Origin of the sequence: Streptomyces sp. CBMA156, from assembly GCF_014596515.1 — a bacterium.
In the GTDB taxonomy this organism is placed as follows: domain Bacteria; phylum Actinomycetota; class Actinomycetes; order Streptomycetales; family Streptomycetaceae; genus Kitasatospora.
The window spans coordinates 1-16,842 of record NZ_MSJQ01000315.1 but is presented as its reverse complement, the minus strand read 5'-3'; the positions used below and the strand labels follow the sequence as shown (position 1 = coordinate 16,842).

15 protein-coding genes are annotated in these 16,842 nt (G+C 73.2%); 5 read left to right on the top strand and 10 right to left on the bottom strand.

Features of this window, described 5'->3' with window-relative positions:
- From BU198_RS27330 to BU198_RS27320, 3 genes are all read right to left on the bottom strand, one after another.
- Nucleotides 1–862 (bottom strand): acyltransferase (locus BU198_RS27330; protein ID WP_317620345.1); only part of this gene is annotated, 862 nt, incomplete at its 3' end.
- Nucleotides 863–1,034: 172 nt separating this feature from the next.
- Nucleotides 1,035–2,774: a cellulose synthase catalytic subunit gene (locus BU198_RS27325; RefSeq protein WP_317620344.1), complete on the bottom strand. Its 1,740-nt coding sequence runs from the start codon at nt 2,772–2,774 to the stop codon at nt 1,035–1,037.
- A 246-nt stretch (nt 2,775–3,020) separates the two neighbouring features.
- Entirely contained in the window at nt 3,021–3,587 is a 567-nt protein-coding gene (locus BU198_RS27320) for a GNAT family N-acetyltransferase (protein ID WP_188299541.1), read from the bottom strand.
- A 313-nt stretch (nt 3,588–3,900) separates the two neighbouring features.
- Here BU198_RS27320 and BU198_RS27315 point away from each other — a divergent pair, with 313 nt between their 5' ends.
- The gene (locus BU198_RS27315) at nt 3,901–4,809 is read left to right on the top strand and encodes a lysozyme (protein WP_188299540.1); all 909 of its coding nucleotides are present in this window, start codon (nt 3,901–3,903) and stop codon (nt 4,807–4,809) included.
- A gap of 57 nt (nt 4,810–4,866) precedes the next feature.
- On the opposite strand, the gene BU198_RS27310 is transcribed toward BU198_RS27315, so the two are convergent.
- From BU198_RS27310 to BU198_RS27300, 3 genes are all read right to left on the bottom strand, one after another.
- Complete coding sequence (locus BU198_RS27310) at nt 4,867–6,558, bottom strand: protease pro-enzyme activation domain-containing protein (protein ID WP_188299539.1); 1,692 nt, start codon at nt 6,556–6,558, stop codon at nt 4,867–4,869.
- A 177-nt stretch (nt 6,559–6,735) separates the two neighbouring features.
- Nucleotides 6,736–8,571: a M1 family metallopeptidase gene (locus tag BU198_RS27305; protein WP_188299538.1), complete on the bottom strand. Its 1,836-nt coding sequence runs from the start codon at nt 8,569–8,571 to the stop codon at nt 6,736–6,738.
- A 201-nt stretch (nt 8,572–8,772) separates the two neighbouring features.
- Nucleotides 8,773–9,402 (bottom strand): maleylpyruvate isomerase N-terminal domain-containing protein, encoded by a 630-nt coding sequence (locus BU198_RS27300; RefSeq protein ID WP_188299537.1) that lies wholly within the window; start codon nt 9,400–9,402, stop codon nt 8,773–8,775.
- Between the two features lie 589 nt (nt 9,403–9,991).
- Between BU198_RS27300 and BU198_RS27295 the strand changes: the two genes are divergently transcribed.
- The 3 genes from BU198_RS27295 to BU198_RS27285 all read left to right on the top strand — a co-directional run bounded on the left by BU198_RS27295 (nt 9,992) and on the right by BU198_RS27285 (nt 12,295).
- Complete coding sequence (locus tag BU198_RS27295; protein ID WP_188299536.1) at nt 9,992–10,750, top strand: TetR/AcrR family transcriptional regulator; 759 nt, start codon at nt 9,992–9,994, stop codon at nt 10,748–10,750.
- A gap of 105 nt (nt 10,751–10,855) precedes the next feature.
- Complete coding sequence (locus BU198_RS27290) at nt 10,856–11,182, top strand: hypothetical protein (RefSeq protein WP_188299535.1); 327 nt, start codon at nt 10,856–10,858, stop codon at nt 11,180–11,182.
- Between the two features lie 15 nt (nt 11,183–11,197).
- Nucleotides 11,198–12,295 (top strand): M14 family metallopeptidase, encoded by a 1,098-nt coding sequence (locus BU198_RS27285; protein ID WP_188299534.1) that lies wholly within the window; start codon nt 11,198–11,200, stop codon nt 12,293–12,295.
- Between the two features lie 111 nt (nt 12,296–12,406).
- Here the strand turns inward: BU198_RS27285 and BU198_RS27280 are convergent, their stop codons facing one another.
- The 4 genes from BU198_RS27280 to BU198_RS27265 all read right to left on the bottom strand — a co-directional run bounded on the left by BU198_RS27280 (nt 12,407) and on the right by BU198_RS27265 (nt 15,810).
- Complete coding sequence (locus BU198_RS27280; protein WP_188299533.1) at nt 12,407–13,786, bottom strand: hypothetical protein; 1,380 nt, start codon at nt 13,784–13,786, stop codon at nt 12,407–12,409.
- A gap of 5 nt (nt 13,787–13,791) precedes the next feature.
- Nucleotides 13,792–14,562: a hypothetical protein gene (locus BU198_RS27275; protein WP_188299532.1), complete on the bottom strand. Its 771-nt coding sequence runs from the start codon at nt 14,560–14,562 to the stop codon at nt 13,792–13,794.
- 18 nt (nt 14,563–14,580) lie between these two features.
- Nucleotides 14,581–14,844 (bottom strand): ABC transporter permease, encoded by a 264-nt coding sequence (locus tag BU198_RS27270; RefSeq protein ID WP_188299531.1) that lies wholly within the window; start codon nt 14,842–14,844, stop codon nt 14,581–14,583.
- Nucleotides 14,845–15,183: 339 nt separating this feature from the next.
- Nucleotides 15,184–15,810 carry a TetR/AcrR family transcriptional regulator gene (locus BU198_RS27265; protein ID WP_188299530.1) on the bottom strand — a complete coding sequence of 209 codons (627 nt, stop codon included), beginning with the start codon at nt 15,808–15,810 and terminating at the stop codon, nt 15,184–15,186.
- 163 nt (nt 15,811–15,973) lie between these two features.
- Here BU198_RS27265 and BU198_RS27260 point away from each other — a divergent pair, with 163 nt between their 5' ends.
- The gene (locus BU198_RS27260; protein ID WP_317620342.1) at nt 15,974–16,732 is read left to right on the top strand and encodes an SDR family oxidoreductase; all 759 of its coding nucleotides are present in this window, start codon (nt 15,974–15,976) and stop codon (nt 16,730–16,732) included.
- The last annotated feature ends 110 nt before the right edge of the window (nt 16,733–16,842 follow it).

Here is a 16,842-nt window from a genome sequence, read left to right as displayed (position 1 = left end):
GCTCGGTGCGGGCGGCGAGCGCCGCGCCGGCCAGCGCCGCGCAGGCCCCGGCCGCGAACTCCCAGAGCCGGCTGCCGGTGGAGAAGTAGGCGAGCGGCGCGGAGGTGGCGGTCCAGCGCAGGCACAGGACCAGCGAGACGCCGCCGATGGCCACCGTGGTGAGGGTGATCGCCAGGGTGCGGCGGCGCCCGTGCAGGTAGCGGGCGAGGCCGAGCAGCAGGACGCCCCAGAGCAGGTAGAACTGGTTCTCCACGCCCAGCGACCAGAAGTGCTGCAGCGGGCTGGGGTCGCGTTCGGCGGCCAGGTAGTCGGTCTGCTGGCCGACGAAGCGCCAGTTGGCGAACTGGCCGGCGGAGGCGATCAGGTCGCGGGCGAGGTCGGTGCCGCGCAGCGGGTCGAGCAGCGCGCCGCCGGCGACGGCGGTGGCGACCAGCACGGTGGCCGCGGCGGGCAGGATGCGCCGGGCCCGGCGGGCGGCGAAGTCCCACAGGCCGAGCGGCCGGCCGACCAGCAGGCCGGTGATCAGGAAGCCGGAGATGACGAAGAAGACGTCGACGCCGACGAAGCCGCCGGTCAGACCGGGGACGGCGGAGTGGAACGCGAGGACGGAGAGCACGGCGACGCCGCGCAGCCCCTCGATGTCGGGGCGGAAGGCGGTGCGCCGGCGGGGCTGCCCGCTCTCGGCGACGGCGGCGCGCTGCGGGACGGCGGGGTCCCGGTCCACCCGGACGACGCCGGGCAGCAGCAGTTCGGCGGAGCCGGAGGCCGGTGCGTCCGGTACGGCGGCGGCGGTGGACGAAGCGGCGGAGGACGGGACGGCAGCGGAGGAGGCGGAGGACGAAGGTGGTACGGCCGTTGACACGGCGGTGCTCCTTGCAGGGCTGGCAGCGGTTGTCGGGGCCGCCGGGCCGATGGGGCGGCCTGGCGGTGTCCGCGCCGGTGGGGCGACGCGCAAGGAAACGCGGCGATCGACAGGGATCGGAGAGCGGAGGGAGAAGCGGACGCGACGGTGCGTCAGCCAGTCGGGCGGTGTGTCAGAAGATCAGCGGGTCGGCCCAGCCGGAGGCCAGCAGCCCGCACAGCAGCAGCACGGCGGTGACGGCGACGGCCTCGGCCCGGCCGAACCCGAGGTCGGAACGGCCCCGTGCGGGTGCGGCGACCTCGCCGACGGCGGCGCCCTTGCCGCCCTTCGTGCCGTTCACCAGCGGCCACAGTTCCCGGATCAGCGGGATGATGGTGTACGCGGTGAGCCCGAGCAGCAGGGTGAGCGCCCAGTACGGCTGCCAGCCGTACAGCATCGCGGCCCGGACCAGTCCGGCGATGCCGGCGAGGACGACGAACCCGAGCCAGCCGACCCCGATCCGGGCGACGGCGCGGGCGAGCGAACTGCCGCCGGAGACGGCGCCGGTGGGCACCCAGTCGGCGGAGCGGCGGCGCAGCGCGTGGGCGATGGCGACCACGTGGCAGAGCCCGCCGAGGAGTTGCACCCGGGTGACCTCGAAGCGCCAGCGGGTGCGGGACATCGCGGGCAGCAGCACCAGGGAGACCCAGATCGGCGGCAGGAACGGCAGCACCTGCCAGGGCTGGATCTCCTCGGGCCGGAAGAACAGCATGATCAGGGCGGGCAGCGGCACGGCGAAGACGTTCACCGCGCTGGTGACGTAGCCGAGGATGCCGTTCCAGAAGCAGAGCCGGGCGGACTTGGGCAGCGGTCCCTTGCGGAAGTCCGGGTCGCGGACCAGGGCCAGGGAGCCGAGGCACCAGCGGTACTGCTGGCTGATGAAGGCGGGCAGGCCGGTGGGCGACATGCCCTTGGCGACCAGCGCGGGGACGTAGCGGGTGGACCATCCGGCGCGGGCGAGGGCGAGCCCCGTGTAGAGGTCCTCGCTGTGGTCGATCTCGGCGAAGCCGCCGATCCGCTTCAGCGCGGCACGGCGGTAGAGCGCGTTGGTGCCGCAGCAGACGGTGCCGTCCTGGGCGTCCCTGGAGGGCTGGATCCAGCGGTAGAAGATCTCCTGGGTGGCTCCCGCGGCGCGTTCGAGCCAGGACATGTCGGCGTCCGTGTCGAAGCACTGCGGGCTCTGCACGATGCCGACCTCGGGGTTGTCGAGGTAGGGCACCAGGTGGTGCAGGAAGTCGGGGCGGGGGCAGAAGTCCGCGTCCAGGACGGCGATGATCTCGCCGGTGCCCTCGGCCAGGCCGTGGTTGAGGTTGCCGGCCTTCTTGAAGCGGCCCCGGTCGGGGCGGGCGTGGTACCGGAAGCCGTAGGACTCGGCGAGTTCGCGCACCTCGGGGCGGCCGGCGTCGTCGAGCACCAGGACGGTCAGCTCACCGGGCCACCGGACGGCCGCGGTGTACCGGTAGGCGTTGTCCAGGACGGCCAGCGGTTCGCCGGCGGTCGGCAGCAGCAGGTCCACGCTCGGGGCGCGGGCCGGGCTCCAGGCGCGCATCAGCAGGTCGTGCGAGTCGCGGGTGAAGCGCCGGGCGCGCTGGCCGTCGGTGAGCGAGAGCAGCCAGGTGGCCGCGTTGAGCACGGTGAGCACCAGGAACGGCCAGAGCAGCGGCTTGCTGAGGGCGAACAGGCCGAGCGTGGCGGTGGCTCCCGCGTAGGAGAGGGTGGCGCAGAGCAGCACCCAGCGGCGCTGCGGGCCGAAGTACCAGTAGAGCTCCTCGTCGTCGGGCGGGCTGGGCAGTCGGTGGTCGTCGGGCTCCTCGGGTGTCCGGCGCGGACCGGTGTCGGGTGCGGACATGGCGGTGCCATGGAGAACGGGCATGCGGAAATGGCCCCCCTGGGCAGCGGACGGAACGTGGCCGTTCGCGCTCAGCTTCTCACATTGGCCTAGACCAATCATGAACGAGGTATGACATCTCCGCATCGCCGCAGCTCAGCGACTTGACGGCATGTCACCTGCGGAAACCCGGTCGAGCGAGGCTGAACCGAACCCCGAGGGCGGGCCGTTTCAGATGCCCGCAAGGCCCCCGTCACAGCCGTCAACTCCCGTACACCGGCGTCCGTTCTCTCACACTGCCTTCAACTCCTTGACGAGGTGCGCGAACCGGAGATCCGGCCGCAGCGGGATGCCGAAGCGCTCGTCGCCGTACGGGAACGGACTGAACTCGCCGGTACGCCGGAAGCCGCGCCGCTCGTACCAGGCGATCAGATCGGCGCGCTGCTCGATCACCGTCATCTCCATCGCGCCGACGCCCCACTCCTCGGCCGCCAGCCGCTCCGCCTCGGCCAGCACGGCACGGCCGATCCCGCCGCCCTGGAGCCCGGGGCGCACCGAGAACATGCCGAAGTAGGCCAGCTCGCCGCGCCGTTCGAGCTGGCAGCAGGCGAGCAGTTCGCCGTCCCGCTCGGCCAGCAGCACCAGGCCCTCGGGGTGGTTCACGGCCTCCGTGACGGCCTCCGGGTTGGTGCGCCGGCCGTCCAGCAGGTGCGCCTCGGTGGTCCACCCGGCCCGGCTGGACTCGCCCCGGTAGGCGGACTCGACCAGCGCGACCAGCGCCGGGACGTCGGCGGGGGTGGCGGGGCGGAACGCGGGCTCCCCGACGGGCCGGGCGGGGTCGGTGACGGTCTCGGTCATGGCTGCTGCTCTCCTCATGTGCGGGGGCCGCCCGTGATGGCCGGCCCGCGGGCATCGTGCCACAGCGCGCCGGGCACGCCCGGGTCCGCCCCGGCCCGCCCCGGCCGCCGGCTCGCACCCCGCGCCACCGGCAAGACCGGCAAGGCCGGTTGCCGGTCATGGCGATCCGGCCCATGTGACGTGCGTTCACGATGTGAACAAAGATGCCTGGCGGCGATGCCAGGTACATGGCTACTCTGCGGTACGGCCGGTCAGACCCCGGCCGTACCGGGTCATTTCGACCTTCCCCTCGCACGGAACCAGAGGAGTGCTCATGCCCCGCTCTTCCCGCTCCGCCCGCACCACAGGCACCACAGGCACCGCCCGCACCGTCCGAGCGGCCCGTCGCCGCCTGCCCGCACTGGCCGCCCTCACCGCCGTGGCCGCCCTCACCGCAGGCCTGGCCGCCCCCGCCCACGCGGCCGAGCCCGCCCCCGTCGCCTCCGCCCCCGTCGCCGAGGGCCTCCCCGGCTTCCACCCCGAGCAGGACTTCGCCGGCTCCACCGTCGCCGCCCGCGAGGGCCGCGCCGCCGCCCCGTTCGCCTCCCTCGCCGCCACCCAGACCCCCGGGCTGGACGTCTCCGGCTACCAGGGCAACGTCAACTGGTCCTCGGTGTCCGCCAACGGCGGCAGGTTCGCCTACGTCAAGGCCACCGAGGGCACCGGCTACACCAACCCGTACTTCGCCCAGCAGTACAACGGCTCGTACAACTCCGGCCTGGTCCGCGGCGCCTACCACTTCGCACTGCCGAACTCCTCCTCCGGCGCCACCCAGGCCAACTACTTCGTCAGCCACGGCGGCGGCTGGTCCGCCGACGGCAAGACCCTGCCGCCCGCGCTGGACATCGAGTACAACCCCTACGGCGCCACCTGCTACGGCCTCAGCCAGAGCGCCATGGTCGGCTGGATCCGCGACTTCAGCAACACCGTGCACGCGCGCACCGGCCGCTATCCCACCATCTACACCACCACCAACTGGTGGACCCAGTGCACCGGGAACAACGCCGGCTTCGGCGCCACCAACCCGCTCTGGATAGCCCGCTACGCCTCCTCCGTCGGCACCCTGCCGAACGGCTGGGGCTACCAGACCTTCTGGCAGTTCGCCGACGCCGGCACCTTCCCCGGTGACCAGAACTACTTCAACGGCGCGGCCGACCGCCTCCGCGCCCTCGCCCTGGGCTGACCCCCGGCCGTCGGGCCCCGCCCCCGAGCCGGGGCCCGACGGATGGGCGGCCGGAGGTCACAGGGCCTTGAGCCCGTCCAGCAACTGCCGGCCGCCCGGGGTACCGAGGCCGGTGCACGCGTCCCAGCCCTTCCCGGCGAAGTACGCGCCGTTGCTGCCCTTGGTGACGTCCCGCAGCACGCCCGTCGCCAGCTTCGCGTACAGCAGCGGGTTCAGGAAGCCGACCTGGGCCGCGCCGGGCAGGCCCTGGTTGACCCTGGCGAGCAGGGCGGACCACATCGGGGCGGCGGCGCTGGTGCCGCCGGTCACGAGAACGTGCTCGCCGTCGATGCTCGGGACGACCACGCCGGTGCTGCCGGCCGCGAGCGCGGCCACGTCCGGCACGCCCCGGCCCTGCGCGTGCGGCGGGTTGGCCGACGGGGGCACCTCAGCACCGTCCTGGAAGGGCGGCACCGGGAACAGCTTGCTGATGCCGCCACCGGTCCGGTTGCCCGCACCGTCGTCCCAGACGGTCTCGCTGACCACCTGCCCCTGATCCACCACCAGGCGGGTACCGCCGACGCCGAGCACGTGCGGGCTGGAGGCGGGGAAGTCGGCGTGGGCGCGCTCGTCGAGCGCCTGGTCCTTCGAGCCGTCGTCCCCCGAGGCGCAGCAGATGCTGATGAACTTCTCGGCCGCGTTGGCGAAGGCCGCGTCGGCGCTGGCAATCGCCCCGGGGGTCCACACCGTGCGGCCCTCCTCGGCGTTGCCGTAGCTGCAGGAGATCACCGAGGGCCGGTTGACCGTGTCGGTCACGATCCGGTGGATCACGTCCACCCAGCCCTGCTCGGTGAACTTGCTGAAGTAGACGACGATCTTCGCCTTGGGCGCGAGGGAACCGACCACCGCGAGGTCGAGCATGATCTCACCGGTGCTGTCGAGCCGCAGCGGTCCCCCGTCGTCCCGGCCCGGGTCGTTGCCGGTGGATCCGACGTTCGGGATCACCACGTTGGTGATGTCCGGCATGGGCCTGCCGAGGGCGGCGAAGTAGGTGCGCAGCGCGTCGGCCGAGTAGCCGCCGGAGGGGACGCCGGGATCCGTCTCGCCGTTGAACGCGAGGACGGCGACGCACTGTCCGCTGCCGTCGGTTCCGGCGGGGTAGGCGTACGGGGTCTCCAGGTCGGTCGGGAGGAAGACGCCGGCCGGCAGCCCCGGCACGGCCTCGGCGATCGGCAGCGAGAGGTCCGTGAAGGCCGGGCGGATCAGCAGGTTGGCGCCGATCGGCCGGTTGTCCAGGCCGAAGACGCCGGTGACGATGCCGCTCAGCCCGGCGGGGACGTTGACCGCGCCTTCGCGGCCGCGGTAGATCCGGGAGTTGTCGTCGGCGTCCCGGTAGCGGTAGCGGGCCAGGGTGACCCGGAAGGCGTTCGAGACGTCCTCGGTGGTGCCGGTCAGCTGGACGCTGCGGGCCGGCGGGTTCTCGTTGGAGACGGCGAGGTGGTGGTCGCCGGCGAACGCCTCGACCGCCTTGAGGTCGGTGTCGCGCCACCGGTGGACGGCGGCGTACGCGTCGTCGTCGGGGGCGGTGCGGCGGGTCGGTGGCTGCATCGCGAGTTCGTAGACGTCGGGACGCGGGGGCGCGTCGGGGTCGCGCCGCAGGTAGACGGTGACGGTCAGGGGTGCCCGTGGGTCGGCCGGTCCGATGACCCGCGCTCCGCCCAGCGGAACGCGGGAGCTGTCCGGCAGCGCCACGTAGTGGTTGGTCGACATGATCGCTCCAGCGGTCGGGTCAGCGCCGGGAGCCTCGCGACTCTTGGTCGTGTGCTTTCGACTGTCCGCGTACGGCACACGCTTATGTCGTACACGTACAGCGTCCTCCCGGCCCCCCGTGGCGTCAAGGGGTGTCGCCCCCGGCCGGGACCGGGGGCGACACCGGGCCGTGCGGGCTCAGCCCTCGATGCGGTGCTGGCTCCAGAAGGAGGTCAGGTCCACGGTGGTGGCGGCCTGGGCCGCGGCCTTGAACTCCGCGGTGGTGGAGATGCCGTACCAGTGCGCCTGCGCGTAGTTCCGCAGCAGCGTGGTCATCGCGGTGTCGCCGATCGTCCGGCGCAGGTCGTGCAGGGCGCACTTGCCGTAGCCGTAGACGACCGTGGAGTAGCGGGAGGAGTTGGCATCCCAGTACGCCATCGAGTTGGTGATCTTCTCGGCCGGGGAGGCCCAGGAGACGCTGTTCCAGCAGCCGTTGCCGGTCTTGCCGAGGGCGAGGTCGGTGGCGTAGTCGGTGAAGGCCTCGTCCAGCCAGGGGCCGTTGTACTCGTCGTCGCCCACGATGCCGTACCACCACTGGTGGCCGATCTCGTGGGTGAGCGCCGTGGTGCTGACCAGGTCGAGGACGAAACCCGGGTACTCCATGCCGCCGAACCAGAAGTTGTTGTCGATCACCGCGTCCAGCTCGCCGTACGGGTAGGCCCCGAAGCGCTGGGCGTGGGCGTCGACCGCCGAGGTCGCGGTGGAGAGCATCGACGCGGAGTCGGCCGCGCTGATCCCGGCCACCGAGTAGACGTTCACCTTCACCCCTGCCGCGGAGGTGCCGGAGATCCTGGTGAACGGTCCGGCGCCCCAGGCGAATTCGCGCACCTTGCTCGCGGTCGCCTTGGTGACGGTCCGCCCGGCCGCGCCGGGGGTGTCCACCGAGGTGCCGGTCGCGGGCACCAGCAGGCCGGTCGGGTGGTCCAGGGTGACGGCGAAGTCCGAGGCCACCGCGTAGAAGGACTCGCCGTTGTTGGTGTACGGGTCGAGGTGCCAGCCGGCCGCGTCCCGTATCGCCAGGACGGGCAGGGCGTTGCCGAGGAAGTTGTACGCGCCGTCGTGGCCGAAGCGGTCCGCGCCGCTCGGCACGGTGATGCCGAGGTCGAAGCCGACGGTGCCGCTCTGGCCCTGCGCGAGCGGAGCCGGCAGGGTGATCTTCAGCGCGGTGCAGTTCACCGTGAGCAGGGAGGCGGTGCCGCCGGTCACGTTGGTCACCGTGACCGGGGTGCCGGGGCAGCTGCCGTGGGCGTTGTCCCACAGCCGCAGGTACACCTCGTTCAGCGGGGTGGGCGAGGCGTTGGCGAAGGTCACGCTCTCGTGTCCGGTCCAACTGCCGCCGGAGGCGTCGCTGGTGAGGCCTACGGTGTAGGCCGGCGCGGCCGGGGTGCGGGTCGGGTCGCCGGGCTGGGGCGGGGTGCCGCCGCCGGAGGCGTCCAGGGTGACGTCGTCCAGCACGAAGCTGGTCTGGAGGCTGGCGTCCTCGACGCCGGTGAAGGCCAGCGTCACGGTCTGGCCCGCGAAGGCGGACACGTCGACGGTCTTGTGCACGTACCCGGCCCGGGCGTCCAGGTTGGAGTAGGTGGCCACGGTGGTGGAGCCGAGCCTGACGGACAGCTTGTCGTAGGCGGTGCTGCCGGTCGTCTCGGCGGTGTCGACGTGCAGCCAGAACCCGAGCGTCGCGGTGCCGCATCCGGCCGGGAGGGTGACGGACTGGGAGAGCGTGTCGGTGTGGCTGGAGCCGTAGCCGTCGAGCCAGGCGTAGGAGCTGCCGGAGTGCGGGCTCTGGCCGCTGTCGGCGGTGATCGCGCCGCTGGGCGCCGTCCAGGGCGAACCGCCGGACTCGAAACCGCCGTTGGCCACCACCTGGGCGGGTGTGCAGTCCGCGGCGCTCGCCACAGCGGGGGTGGCGAGCGCCGCGAGGCCGGTCGCCGCGAACAGGGCGGCGCCGGTCAGGGCAGGCAGGATTCTTCTCATCGGAACCTCTCGTGGGGAGCGGGCCGGGAGCAGCAGCGTGACAGCAAACCCGCACCTTTGAAAGGCTCATGACATGTGACGCATACGCCTCATCCGATGACCGGATCACCGGTCGGCCACCTCACCTGATGGCCCGCTCACCGGATGACCGGTTCACCCGATGGTCACCTGAGCGGACGACCGGTTCACCGGACGACCGCACTACCGGATGACCGGCAGCACCGCCTCCGCGCCGCGCCCGGTCGCCGCCTCGATGAAGGCCACCGGGTCGGCGACCTCCGCCAGCAGCGCACGGGTGAAGCGCAGCGCCTCCTCCGCGGGCGGCGGGCCGCCGACGGCCGCGATCAGGTCGAGCAGGTGGACGGTCGCCTCCATCAGCGCCACCTCGCCGAGCGCACCGACCGTCACGCTGCCGAGCAGCGGGTGCGCCACCGTGGCGGCCGGCGACAGGTCGGCCAGACCGGCCAGCGCGGCCGGACCCTCGACACCGAACCGGGCGATCAGCACGGCGGGTCCGGTCTCTCCCGCCGACTGCGTCGCCGCCTCGGCGATCTGCCCGGCGGCGGTGTGGGCGAGGCCGCCCGGCCGGTTGTAGGCCCGCAGGATGCCGGCCCCGGTGGCCACCTCGGCCGGCCCGTCGACGACCGCCCCGCGCAGCCCCGTGAACATCTCCGGCACCGGCGCCACGTGCGCGTACAGCGCCCGGACGGTCCACCCGGGCAGCCGGGTCGGCCTGTCCCACTCCTCGGCGCCCAGGCCCGCACCCCGCTCCGCCCAGGAGGTCCAGGCCTCCGCCAACAGCTCGCGCACCCGGTCGTTCTGACTGCTCATCGGCTCTCCTCACGGGGACGGCGTCCGGACGGCCCACGCTACCCGGCGCCCCTGGAGAACCGGTTGCCACCCCCGCCCCGGGGCTCAGCCCTGGTCGCCGTCCTCGCCGTCCGCCTGCTCCTCGACCGAAGCCCCGCCCGACTACGCACCGCGTTCGACCGGTCCGCCCCCGTCACCACACCCACCGTCCCGCGCACGGCCTCAACCCCCGGCGCCCGACGGCGGATCGAGCCCGCCACGCCGCCCCCGCCACCGGCCGCCGCCGCCCGTTTCGGTCACTCACCGCAGCCGACCCCGCCGTCCCGGTCGCCGGCCTCACGGTCCGGCCCGCCGCCCGACCGGCCGACTGACCAGCGGAATCAACGAATCCACAGACAGCACCCGCTCACCCGTCTACGTCCGATTCATACCTTGTATCCTGGTTCTGTATCCGCTGAGTGACATCACCCGCCGATTGACATCCGCCGAAGACCCAGCCCGGCAGCGGGCCCGCACCGCGGCAGATCCGCCGAGCCGCTCCCCGACCGGCTCGGACCGACCGGCCCCGGCACGGCCGCCGACGCTGCCACCGACCCGGAGGAGTGCGGACATGGCCGAGCAGGACGCCCCCGAGAAGCGGGGCCGGCTGAGCCGCCCGCTGGTGCTGGGCGCCGCCGTGGCCCTGGTCGACCGCGAGGGCCTGGCCGCGCTGACCATGCGCAGGCTCGCGGCCGACCTCGGCGTGGAGTCGATGGCCCTGTACCGGTACACCCCGGGCAAGGAGGCCCTGATCGACGGCCTGGTCGAGGCCTACTTCGACGAGATCAACACCCGGCTGCGAACCGGCAGCAGTACCGGCACCGACACCGGCCGCGGCGCCGACACCGGCCGCGGCCCCGGCGGGGTGGACTGGCGCGCCGAACTGCGCCGGATCGCCCAGGCGTTCGCCGCCACCGCGCACGCCCACCCGGAGATCCTCCCGCTGGTCGCGACCCGCCCGCTGGCCGTCCCGGTGGTCCGCCGCCCGGCCTCGGTGCTCGAACTCACCGAGCACATCCTCGCCGTGCTCGGCCGGGCCGGCTTCGACGACGCCGGCTCGCTGACCGTCTACCGCACCTTCGTCGCCTGGAACCTCGGCTGTCTGCTGGTGGACAAGCGCCAGGTGGTCGACAACCCGGAGGAGCCGGACCCGGCCCTGCGGCTCGGCCTGCACCTGCTGCCCGCCGCCGACTACCCGCGGCTGCGCGCCCTGGTGCCCCGGTTCGCCGACTTCGACGACGACGCCGAGATGCTGCGCGGCCTGGACAGCCTGCTCGACGGGATGCCCAAGCCGCCCCTTGACGACTTCTACGGCGACGACGCATCCTGAGGATACGAGGTACACGTCGGACATATACCCTCCAATCGGCGCCGCCCGGGGAGCCGCCGGACACCGCTCCGGCCCCGCTCCGACGGCACCCGGAAGAAGACCGCCATGTCCGCCGTTCCGTACGACCCGCACGACGACATCCTGCGCCTGCGCGTCACCGCCAAGGACCCGCAGACCCTGCGCGCACTGCTGCGCGACACCCGCTCCGACACCGGCGGACGCCCGCACGTCGAGGCGGACGGCCGCATCGGCATCGACGTCTACGCCACGGCCGCCCAGGTGCCCGCCCTCGAACGCGAGGGCGTCACGGTCACCAGGACCGGCAACGCCAGTGAGGCCGGGCGCGCCGCCCAGGCCGAGGTCGGCAGCGGCGACCGGTTCGCCCCCGCCGACGCCGTCCCGCACGGCCTCGCCGCCAAGCTCACCGGCTGACCCGGGAGGCCCGTCATGCCGTACCTGAACATCACCGAGGTCGAGTCCGCCGTCACCAGCCTGGCCGCCGCCTTCCCCGGTTCCACCCAGCTCATCACCCTGCCCGAGCGCTCCGTCGAGGGCCGCACCGCCCACGCCCTGAGGATCAGCACACCCGCGCCGGCCCCCAAGGACTGCGTGCTGCTGATCGGCGGCGTGCACGCCCGTGAGTGGGGCAGCTGCGAGGTGCTCGTCCACTTCGCCGCCGACCTCCTGGAGGCCCAGCGCGACGGCACCGGCCTCGGCTACGGCGGCACCACCTTCACCGCCGACCAGGTCGACGCGCTGCTGCACCGGCTGGACCTGGTGGTCTACCCGCTGGTCAATCCCGACGGCCGGCTCTACAGCCAGACCGTCCGGTCGATGTGGCGCAAGAACCGCAACCCGGCCAACGCCGGCGGCAGCCCGAACCCGTCCTGCGTCGGTGTCGACCTCAACCGCAACTACGACTTCCTCTTCGACTTCGCCACCGCCTTCGACCCGGCCGCGACCCCCCAGGTGTCGGCCGATCCGTGCGATCCGCAGGTCTACGCCGGCCCGAGCGCGTTCTCCGAACCGGAGACCCGCAACGTCCGCTGGCTGCTGGACCAGTGCCCGCGGACCAGGTGGTTCGTCGACGTCCACAGCTACGCGCAGGACATGCTCTACAACTGGGGCGACGACGACAACCAGTCGGTCGACCCGGACATGAACTTCCGCAACTCCCAGTACGACGGCAAGCGCGGCCTGCCCGGCGACCTCGCGTACTCCGAGTACATCCCCAAGGGCGACGAGGACACCGCCAAGCTGCTCGCCGAGGCGTTCTGCCAGGGCGTCGGCGGCGTACGCGGTGTGCCGTACAAGCCGATGACCGGCTTCCACCTGTACCCGACCAGCGGGACCAGCGACGACTACGTCTACACCCGCCACTTCACCGACCCCGACCACCGGGGCAAGGTGCTCGGCTTCACGGTCGAGTGGGGCAACGACGCGGTCCCGTCGCCCAACCCCTTCCACCCGCCGTGGGCGGAGATGGCGAAGATCGTCCTCGACGTGGACGCCGGGCTGGTGCAGTTCTGCCTGGCCGCCACCTGAGACCCCGAGCCACCGTCCAGACCCCAGACCCCTGGAGACCCCCGAAGCCACAGTGCCCGACAGCACGGCGCCCGCCACGACCGTTCGTGGCGGGCGCCGCGGCCTGTGCGCTCAGGCGGCCCGGTGGAAGAAGAACGGGTCGATGGACGGCGCGACCTTGGTCACGCCGTCCGTGCTGAGCAGTTGACGGGTGGTGAAGTTGGCGTTGCGCTGGTAGGTCACACCCACCGGGAAGTTGGCCTGGTCGGGCGTGTTGTTGCCGGCGAAGATCCCGTAGAAGTCCTTCCCGACCGTGACCATCCGGATGTAGTCACCGAGGTACGGCAGCTGTGCACCCGCCGGCGGGACGTCCCCCGGGGCCTGGTGCAGCACGTGGCTCTCCGTGGTCCCGAAGCCGTCGGCGGTCAGCTCCAGCACCGTCGACCACTGGTTGTGGACCAGCTGCTGGTAGACCAGTCCGACCAGGCCGTCGGAGTTGACCGCCAGCGACGGGTTCTTGCCGTTGACCACGTCCGGGCGGGCCGCGGACCAGGTCTGCCCCCGGTCCGCCGAGTGGCGGCTGTGCAGCACGTAGTCGGTGGGGGCGGTCCCGCCGAGGTTGTCGCAGTAGGCGATCCAGACGCTGTTGGAGTCCGTCGGGTCCACGGCGACGGACAGGTCGGCGCCGGTGCGCTCCTGGCCCAGCGTCCGCTGGCGCGGGTTGAACCGGACCTTCCGGCCGGTGACCGCGCGCTGGCCGACCTCGCTGTCGGCCGAGTCCAGGAGGTCCTCGAAGGGGTTCGGTCCGATGCCGCCCTTGTCGTCGCGGGTCACCACGACGTCGAAGGTGATCACGGACCCCGCACCGGTGGCGGTGATGCTCATGAACGCGACGTAGACCGTGCCGTCCGGATGCGCGGCGATCCGCACCGGCGGCCCGTCGAAGAGCGTGCCGGCCCGCCGGTCGAGCAGCACGGGCGCGAAGCCGGCCGGCGCGGGCCCGGTGCCGGCGTCGTGCGAGACGTCCACGGTGGCGGTGCCGCCCTGCCGCGCGACGTCGTTGTTGCCGATGTACACCCGGTCGGTGCCGCTGCCGTTCGCCGTGGCGGTGGTGGCGACCACCCAGGGCTGGTCCTCCCCGCTCCGGTCGACCAGCACGGCCATCGGCGCGGTCGAGGTGGCGACCGGCGCGCGCAGGATCTGCAGGTCGCCGGTCACGCCGTTGAGGATGCCCGTGTAGAGGCGGCCTCCCTTCGCGCCGAAACCGACGCTGATGTCCCCGGTGCCGAGGCCCCCGTTGCCGGGGACGACGCTGTTCAGCACCCAGGTGTCCCCGCCGTCCGTCGAGACGTAGACCGGGGCGAGCGGCCCGTTCATCGGGTCGGGGGTGAAGGCGGTCGCGACGAGTTCGTCCGGGTTCTCCGGGTTGACCGCGAGGTTGGGCTCGCTGTCCAGCCCCACGTCGCCGCTCTGCGCCCTGGGGGTGATGTCGACGACCTTGATGGTGGGCATCCGGCTCACCTCCGTTCCCTCAGCACGGCGAGCTTCTGCGCCGGCTGGTAGTCGTCGGGGTGGAGCAGCGTGTACGGGGCCTGCGCGGCCAGGTCGCCCCCGGCCGCGTGCAGCAGCCACAGGCCCAGCTGGCCTGGCACCGGTTTCGGCGACCGGCGCCAGCGGACGTCCCCGCTGCTCGGGTAGAGGACGGTGATCCGTCCGGGGGCGGCGGCGCCGGACTCGACGAGCGAGACGTCGAGCGTGGCCCGCCACCAGTGCGGGGCGTGCTCGGAGTGGTCGGGCAGGCCGAGGTCCTCCAGGCCGACCACGGTGCCGAGGACGACGGCGTCGGCCTCGCCCGCGTGCGTGGCCAGGTCCTGGTCGCGGATCTTCCGCTGCACCGGGGAGAACGGCAGCTCGTCGGCCGTGGTGGCGGCCATCGAGACGTGCGGCCGGACGGCTTCGGCCGGCAGCCGGCCTACTTCGGCGACGCCCAGGCCCTCGCCGTAGACCAGGCCCTGGGTGAAGAAGGCCGCCGCGTCGCCGACCTTCAACAGATCGGCGTCGGGGGCCAGTTGGACGGTGACCTCGCTGCCGCCGAGTTGCCGGAAGGCCTCCGGCGCGTGCAGCACCTGGTCCACCCGGACCACGGTCGTCCGTTCGTTCCTGGCATCGGCCGGGAAGGCGGCGAGCGAGGTGCCGCCGACCCGGGTGACCGTGCCCAGGAAGCTCAGCGGGGCCCGCCGGACGAGATCGGTGAGCTCCTCGCCCTTGACGGGCGTGGTGTCCGTCATGACGATCCTCCTCTCCGTTCACCGCACGGCGCGGACCGAGGACGGGTGCGCCCGGCGCCACTCGATCCGCGCGCCGAGCAGGCAGGCGGCGGTGACGGCGGCCGCCAGCGCGACCACGAGCCACTCCGCCGCGCCGCTGCCGGCGTCCGGGTCGATGCCGAGGAGCGTCTCGATCCACTGCGGCCACACCAGGGTGATCAGGAACAGCAGTCCGGACAGCCCGCCGAGGGCGGTCTCCAGCCAGAAGCGGGGCCGGACCTGATGCGATTGCCGGAAGGGCATCACTGCGCCTCCCTTTCTCCAACCGCCCGGGCCGCGCCACGGCGCGGCGCGCGCCGTCCCGTGCCGCCGCACGGTGGCGGCGGCACGACCCGGCCGGGCCGGCCCGGGTCGGGGGTCGGTCCCGTCGGCGCCGCCGGTCGGGGGCGTGGTCGCCGCGGGAGGTGATCTGCTTCGATCCGCAGCGTCGGAGCTGCGGTGGGAGTGCGCCGGGAGGGGTCCGCGGTGTCACCCTGCGTGCCGGTCCCTGTGCGCTGTACGCCTACGAGGCACACGTACGTCGTATACGAGTCTGCTCGCACTCCGTGAGCAGGTCAAGGGCGGGCCCGGCGACGCCCGCCGTCAGGCCTGGGCGCCGAGCATCCGCAGGACCAACTCGCCGTAGCGGCGCCCGAGTTCCTCCGGCGCCTCGGTGGAGTTGCCGGTGTACCAGCGGGAGACGTCGATGCCCAGCGAGGTGACCGCGCGGGCCGCCGTCCGCACCTCCGCCACCTGGAACTCACCGGCCGCCACCCCCGCCCCGATCAGCGCGCTGACCTCGCGCTCGATGTCCAGCCGCAGTGCCGCGACCACGGCGTAGGCGTCCTCGGGCAGCGCGTGCAGCTCGTAGTTGACCACCCGGCCGACCGTCCTGGCCCTGGCATGCCAGGCGGTGAACTCCTCCACCAGCCGCCGCATCCGCTCGGCCGGACCGCCCGGCCCCGCGGCCGCGCCCCTGACCAGGGCCAGCGTGGCGGCGTGCCCGGCCCGGCTGATCTCGGCCAGCAGCGCGGCCTTCGACTGGTAGTGGATGTACAGCGCCGCCGGGCTCATCCCCGCCGCGGTGGCGATGTCCCGGGTCGTGGTGGCGTGGAAGCCGCGCTCCGCGAACGACTCGACCGCGGCCTGGAGCAGCCGGTACGCCGCTTCGGGGCGCGCGTCGGCGCCGGGCAGGGTCGGCCAGAGGTCGGCGAGCGGGGTGCTGGTCATGGCGTCATCCTCCCAGAGAACTCGTACAGGCATTCCCGCCGACCACCCCACGGACCGGGCAGGCGTTCGGCAGGCTGTTGACAGGCTCCCGCACCGACAGCATGCTGAGCAAGCGCTTAGTCAGCGACTGGCAGAGATCCTCGCACGAAAGGCAGGACGCTCCGTGGTGCACTCCTTCAAGGACCGGGTGGCCGTCGTCACCGGGTCGAGCCGGGGCATCGGCCTCGGCATCGCGCGCGAGCTGGTCGACCGCGGGGCCAGGGTCTGCCTCACCGCCCGCAACCCGGAGCCGCTGGCCGAGGCCGTCCGCGACCTGGGCGGCCCGGACAACGCCATCGCCGTCGCGGGCAGGGCCGACGACCCGGCGCACCAGGAGGAGGCCGTCGCCCGCACCCTGGAGGCCTTCGGCCGGCTCGACCACCTGGTCAACAACACCGGCATCAACCCGGTGTACGGCCCGGTCCTCGACACCGACGAGGCCTCCGCCGCCAAGATCCTCGCCGTCAACGTGCTGGCCCCGCTCGCCTGGACCCGCCGCGTGCACGCCGCCTGGATGGCCGGGCACGGCGGCTCGATCGTCAACGTCGCCTCCGTCGCGGGCATCCGCTCCTCGCCCGGGATCGGCATGTACGGCGTCAGCAAGGCCGCCCTGATCCGCCTCACCACCGAACTCGCCGCCGAACTGGGCCCCCAGGGCATCCGGGTCAACGCCGTCGCCCCCGCCGTCGTCAAGACCAGGTTCGCCGAGGCCCTGTACGAGGGCCGCGAGGAGAAGGTCGCCAGGGCCTACCCGCTGGGCCGCCTCGGCGTCCCCGAGGACGTCGCCGGCGCCGTCGCCTTCCTGCTCTCCCCGGACGCCGGCTGGATCACCGGCCAGACCCTGGTCCTGGACGGCGGGGTCACCCTCGGCGGTGGGCTGTGAGCACCGGGGCGTTCGACGGCCGGGGCGTGGTGGTGACCGGCGGCGGGCGGGGCATCGGCGCCGCGCTGGCCCGGGCCTTCACCGCGGCCGGCGCCCGGGTGGCGGTCAAC

What these genes read in the sequence shown, in the direction of transcription:
- BU198_RS27325 (WP_317620344.1), bottom strand. Translation starts at nt 2,774, where the DNA reads ATGCCCGTTCTCCATGGCACCGCCATGTCCGCACCCGACACCGGTCCG.
- BU198_RS27275 (WP_188299532.1), bottom strand. Translation starts at nt 14,562, where the DNA reads ATGACGGACACCACGCCCGTCAAGGGCGAGGAGCTCACCGATCTCGTC.
- BU198_RS27320 (WP_188299541.1), bottom strand. Translation starts at nt 3,587, where the DNA reads ATGACCGAGACCGTCACCGACCCCGCCCGGCCCGTCGGGGAGCCCGCG.
- BU198_RS27290 (WP_188299535.1), top strand. Translation starts at nt 10,856, where the DNA reads ATGTCCGCCGTTCCGTACGACCCGCACGACGACATCCTGCGCCTGCGC.
- BU198_RS27300 (WP_188299537.1), bottom strand. Translation starts at nt 9,402, where the DNA reads ATGAGCAGTCAGAACGACCGGGTGCGCGAGCTGTTGGCGGAGGCCTGG.
- BU198_RS27280 (WP_188299533.1), bottom strand. Translation starts at nt 13,786, where the DNA reads ATGCCCACCATCAAGGTCGTCGACATCACCCCCAGGGCGCAGAGCGGC.
- BU198_RS27265 (WP_188299530.1), bottom strand. Translation starts at nt 15,810, where the DNA reads ATGACCAGCACCCCGCTCGCCGACCTCTGGCCGACCCTGCCCGGCGCC.
- BU198_RS27315 (WP_188299540.1), top strand. Translation starts at nt 3,901, where the DNA reads ATGCCCCGCTCTTCCCGCTCCGCCCGCACCACAGGCACCACAGGCACC.
- BU198_RS27285 (WP_188299534.1), top strand. Translation starts at nt 11,198, where the DNA reads ATGCCGTACCTGAACATCACCGAGGTCGAGTCCGCCGTCACCAGCCTG.
- BU198_RS27305 (WP_188299538.1), bottom strand. Translation starts at nt 8,571, where the DNA reads ATGAGAAGAATCCTGCCTGCCCTGACCGGCGCCGCCCTGTTCGCGGCG.
- BU198_RS27270 (WP_188299531.1), bottom strand. Translation starts at nt 14,844, where the DNA reads ATGCCCTTCCGGCAATCGCATCAGGTCCGGCCCCGCTTCTGGCTGGAG.
- BU198_RS27310 (WP_188299539.1), bottom strand. Translation starts at nt 6,558, where the DNA reads ATGTCGACCAACCACTACGTGGCGCTGCCGGACAGCTCCCGCGTTCCG.
- BU198_RS27295 (WP_188299536.1), top strand. Translation starts at nt 9,992, where the DNA reads ATGGCCGAGCAGGACGCCCCCGAGAAGCGGGGCCGGCTGAGCCGCCCG.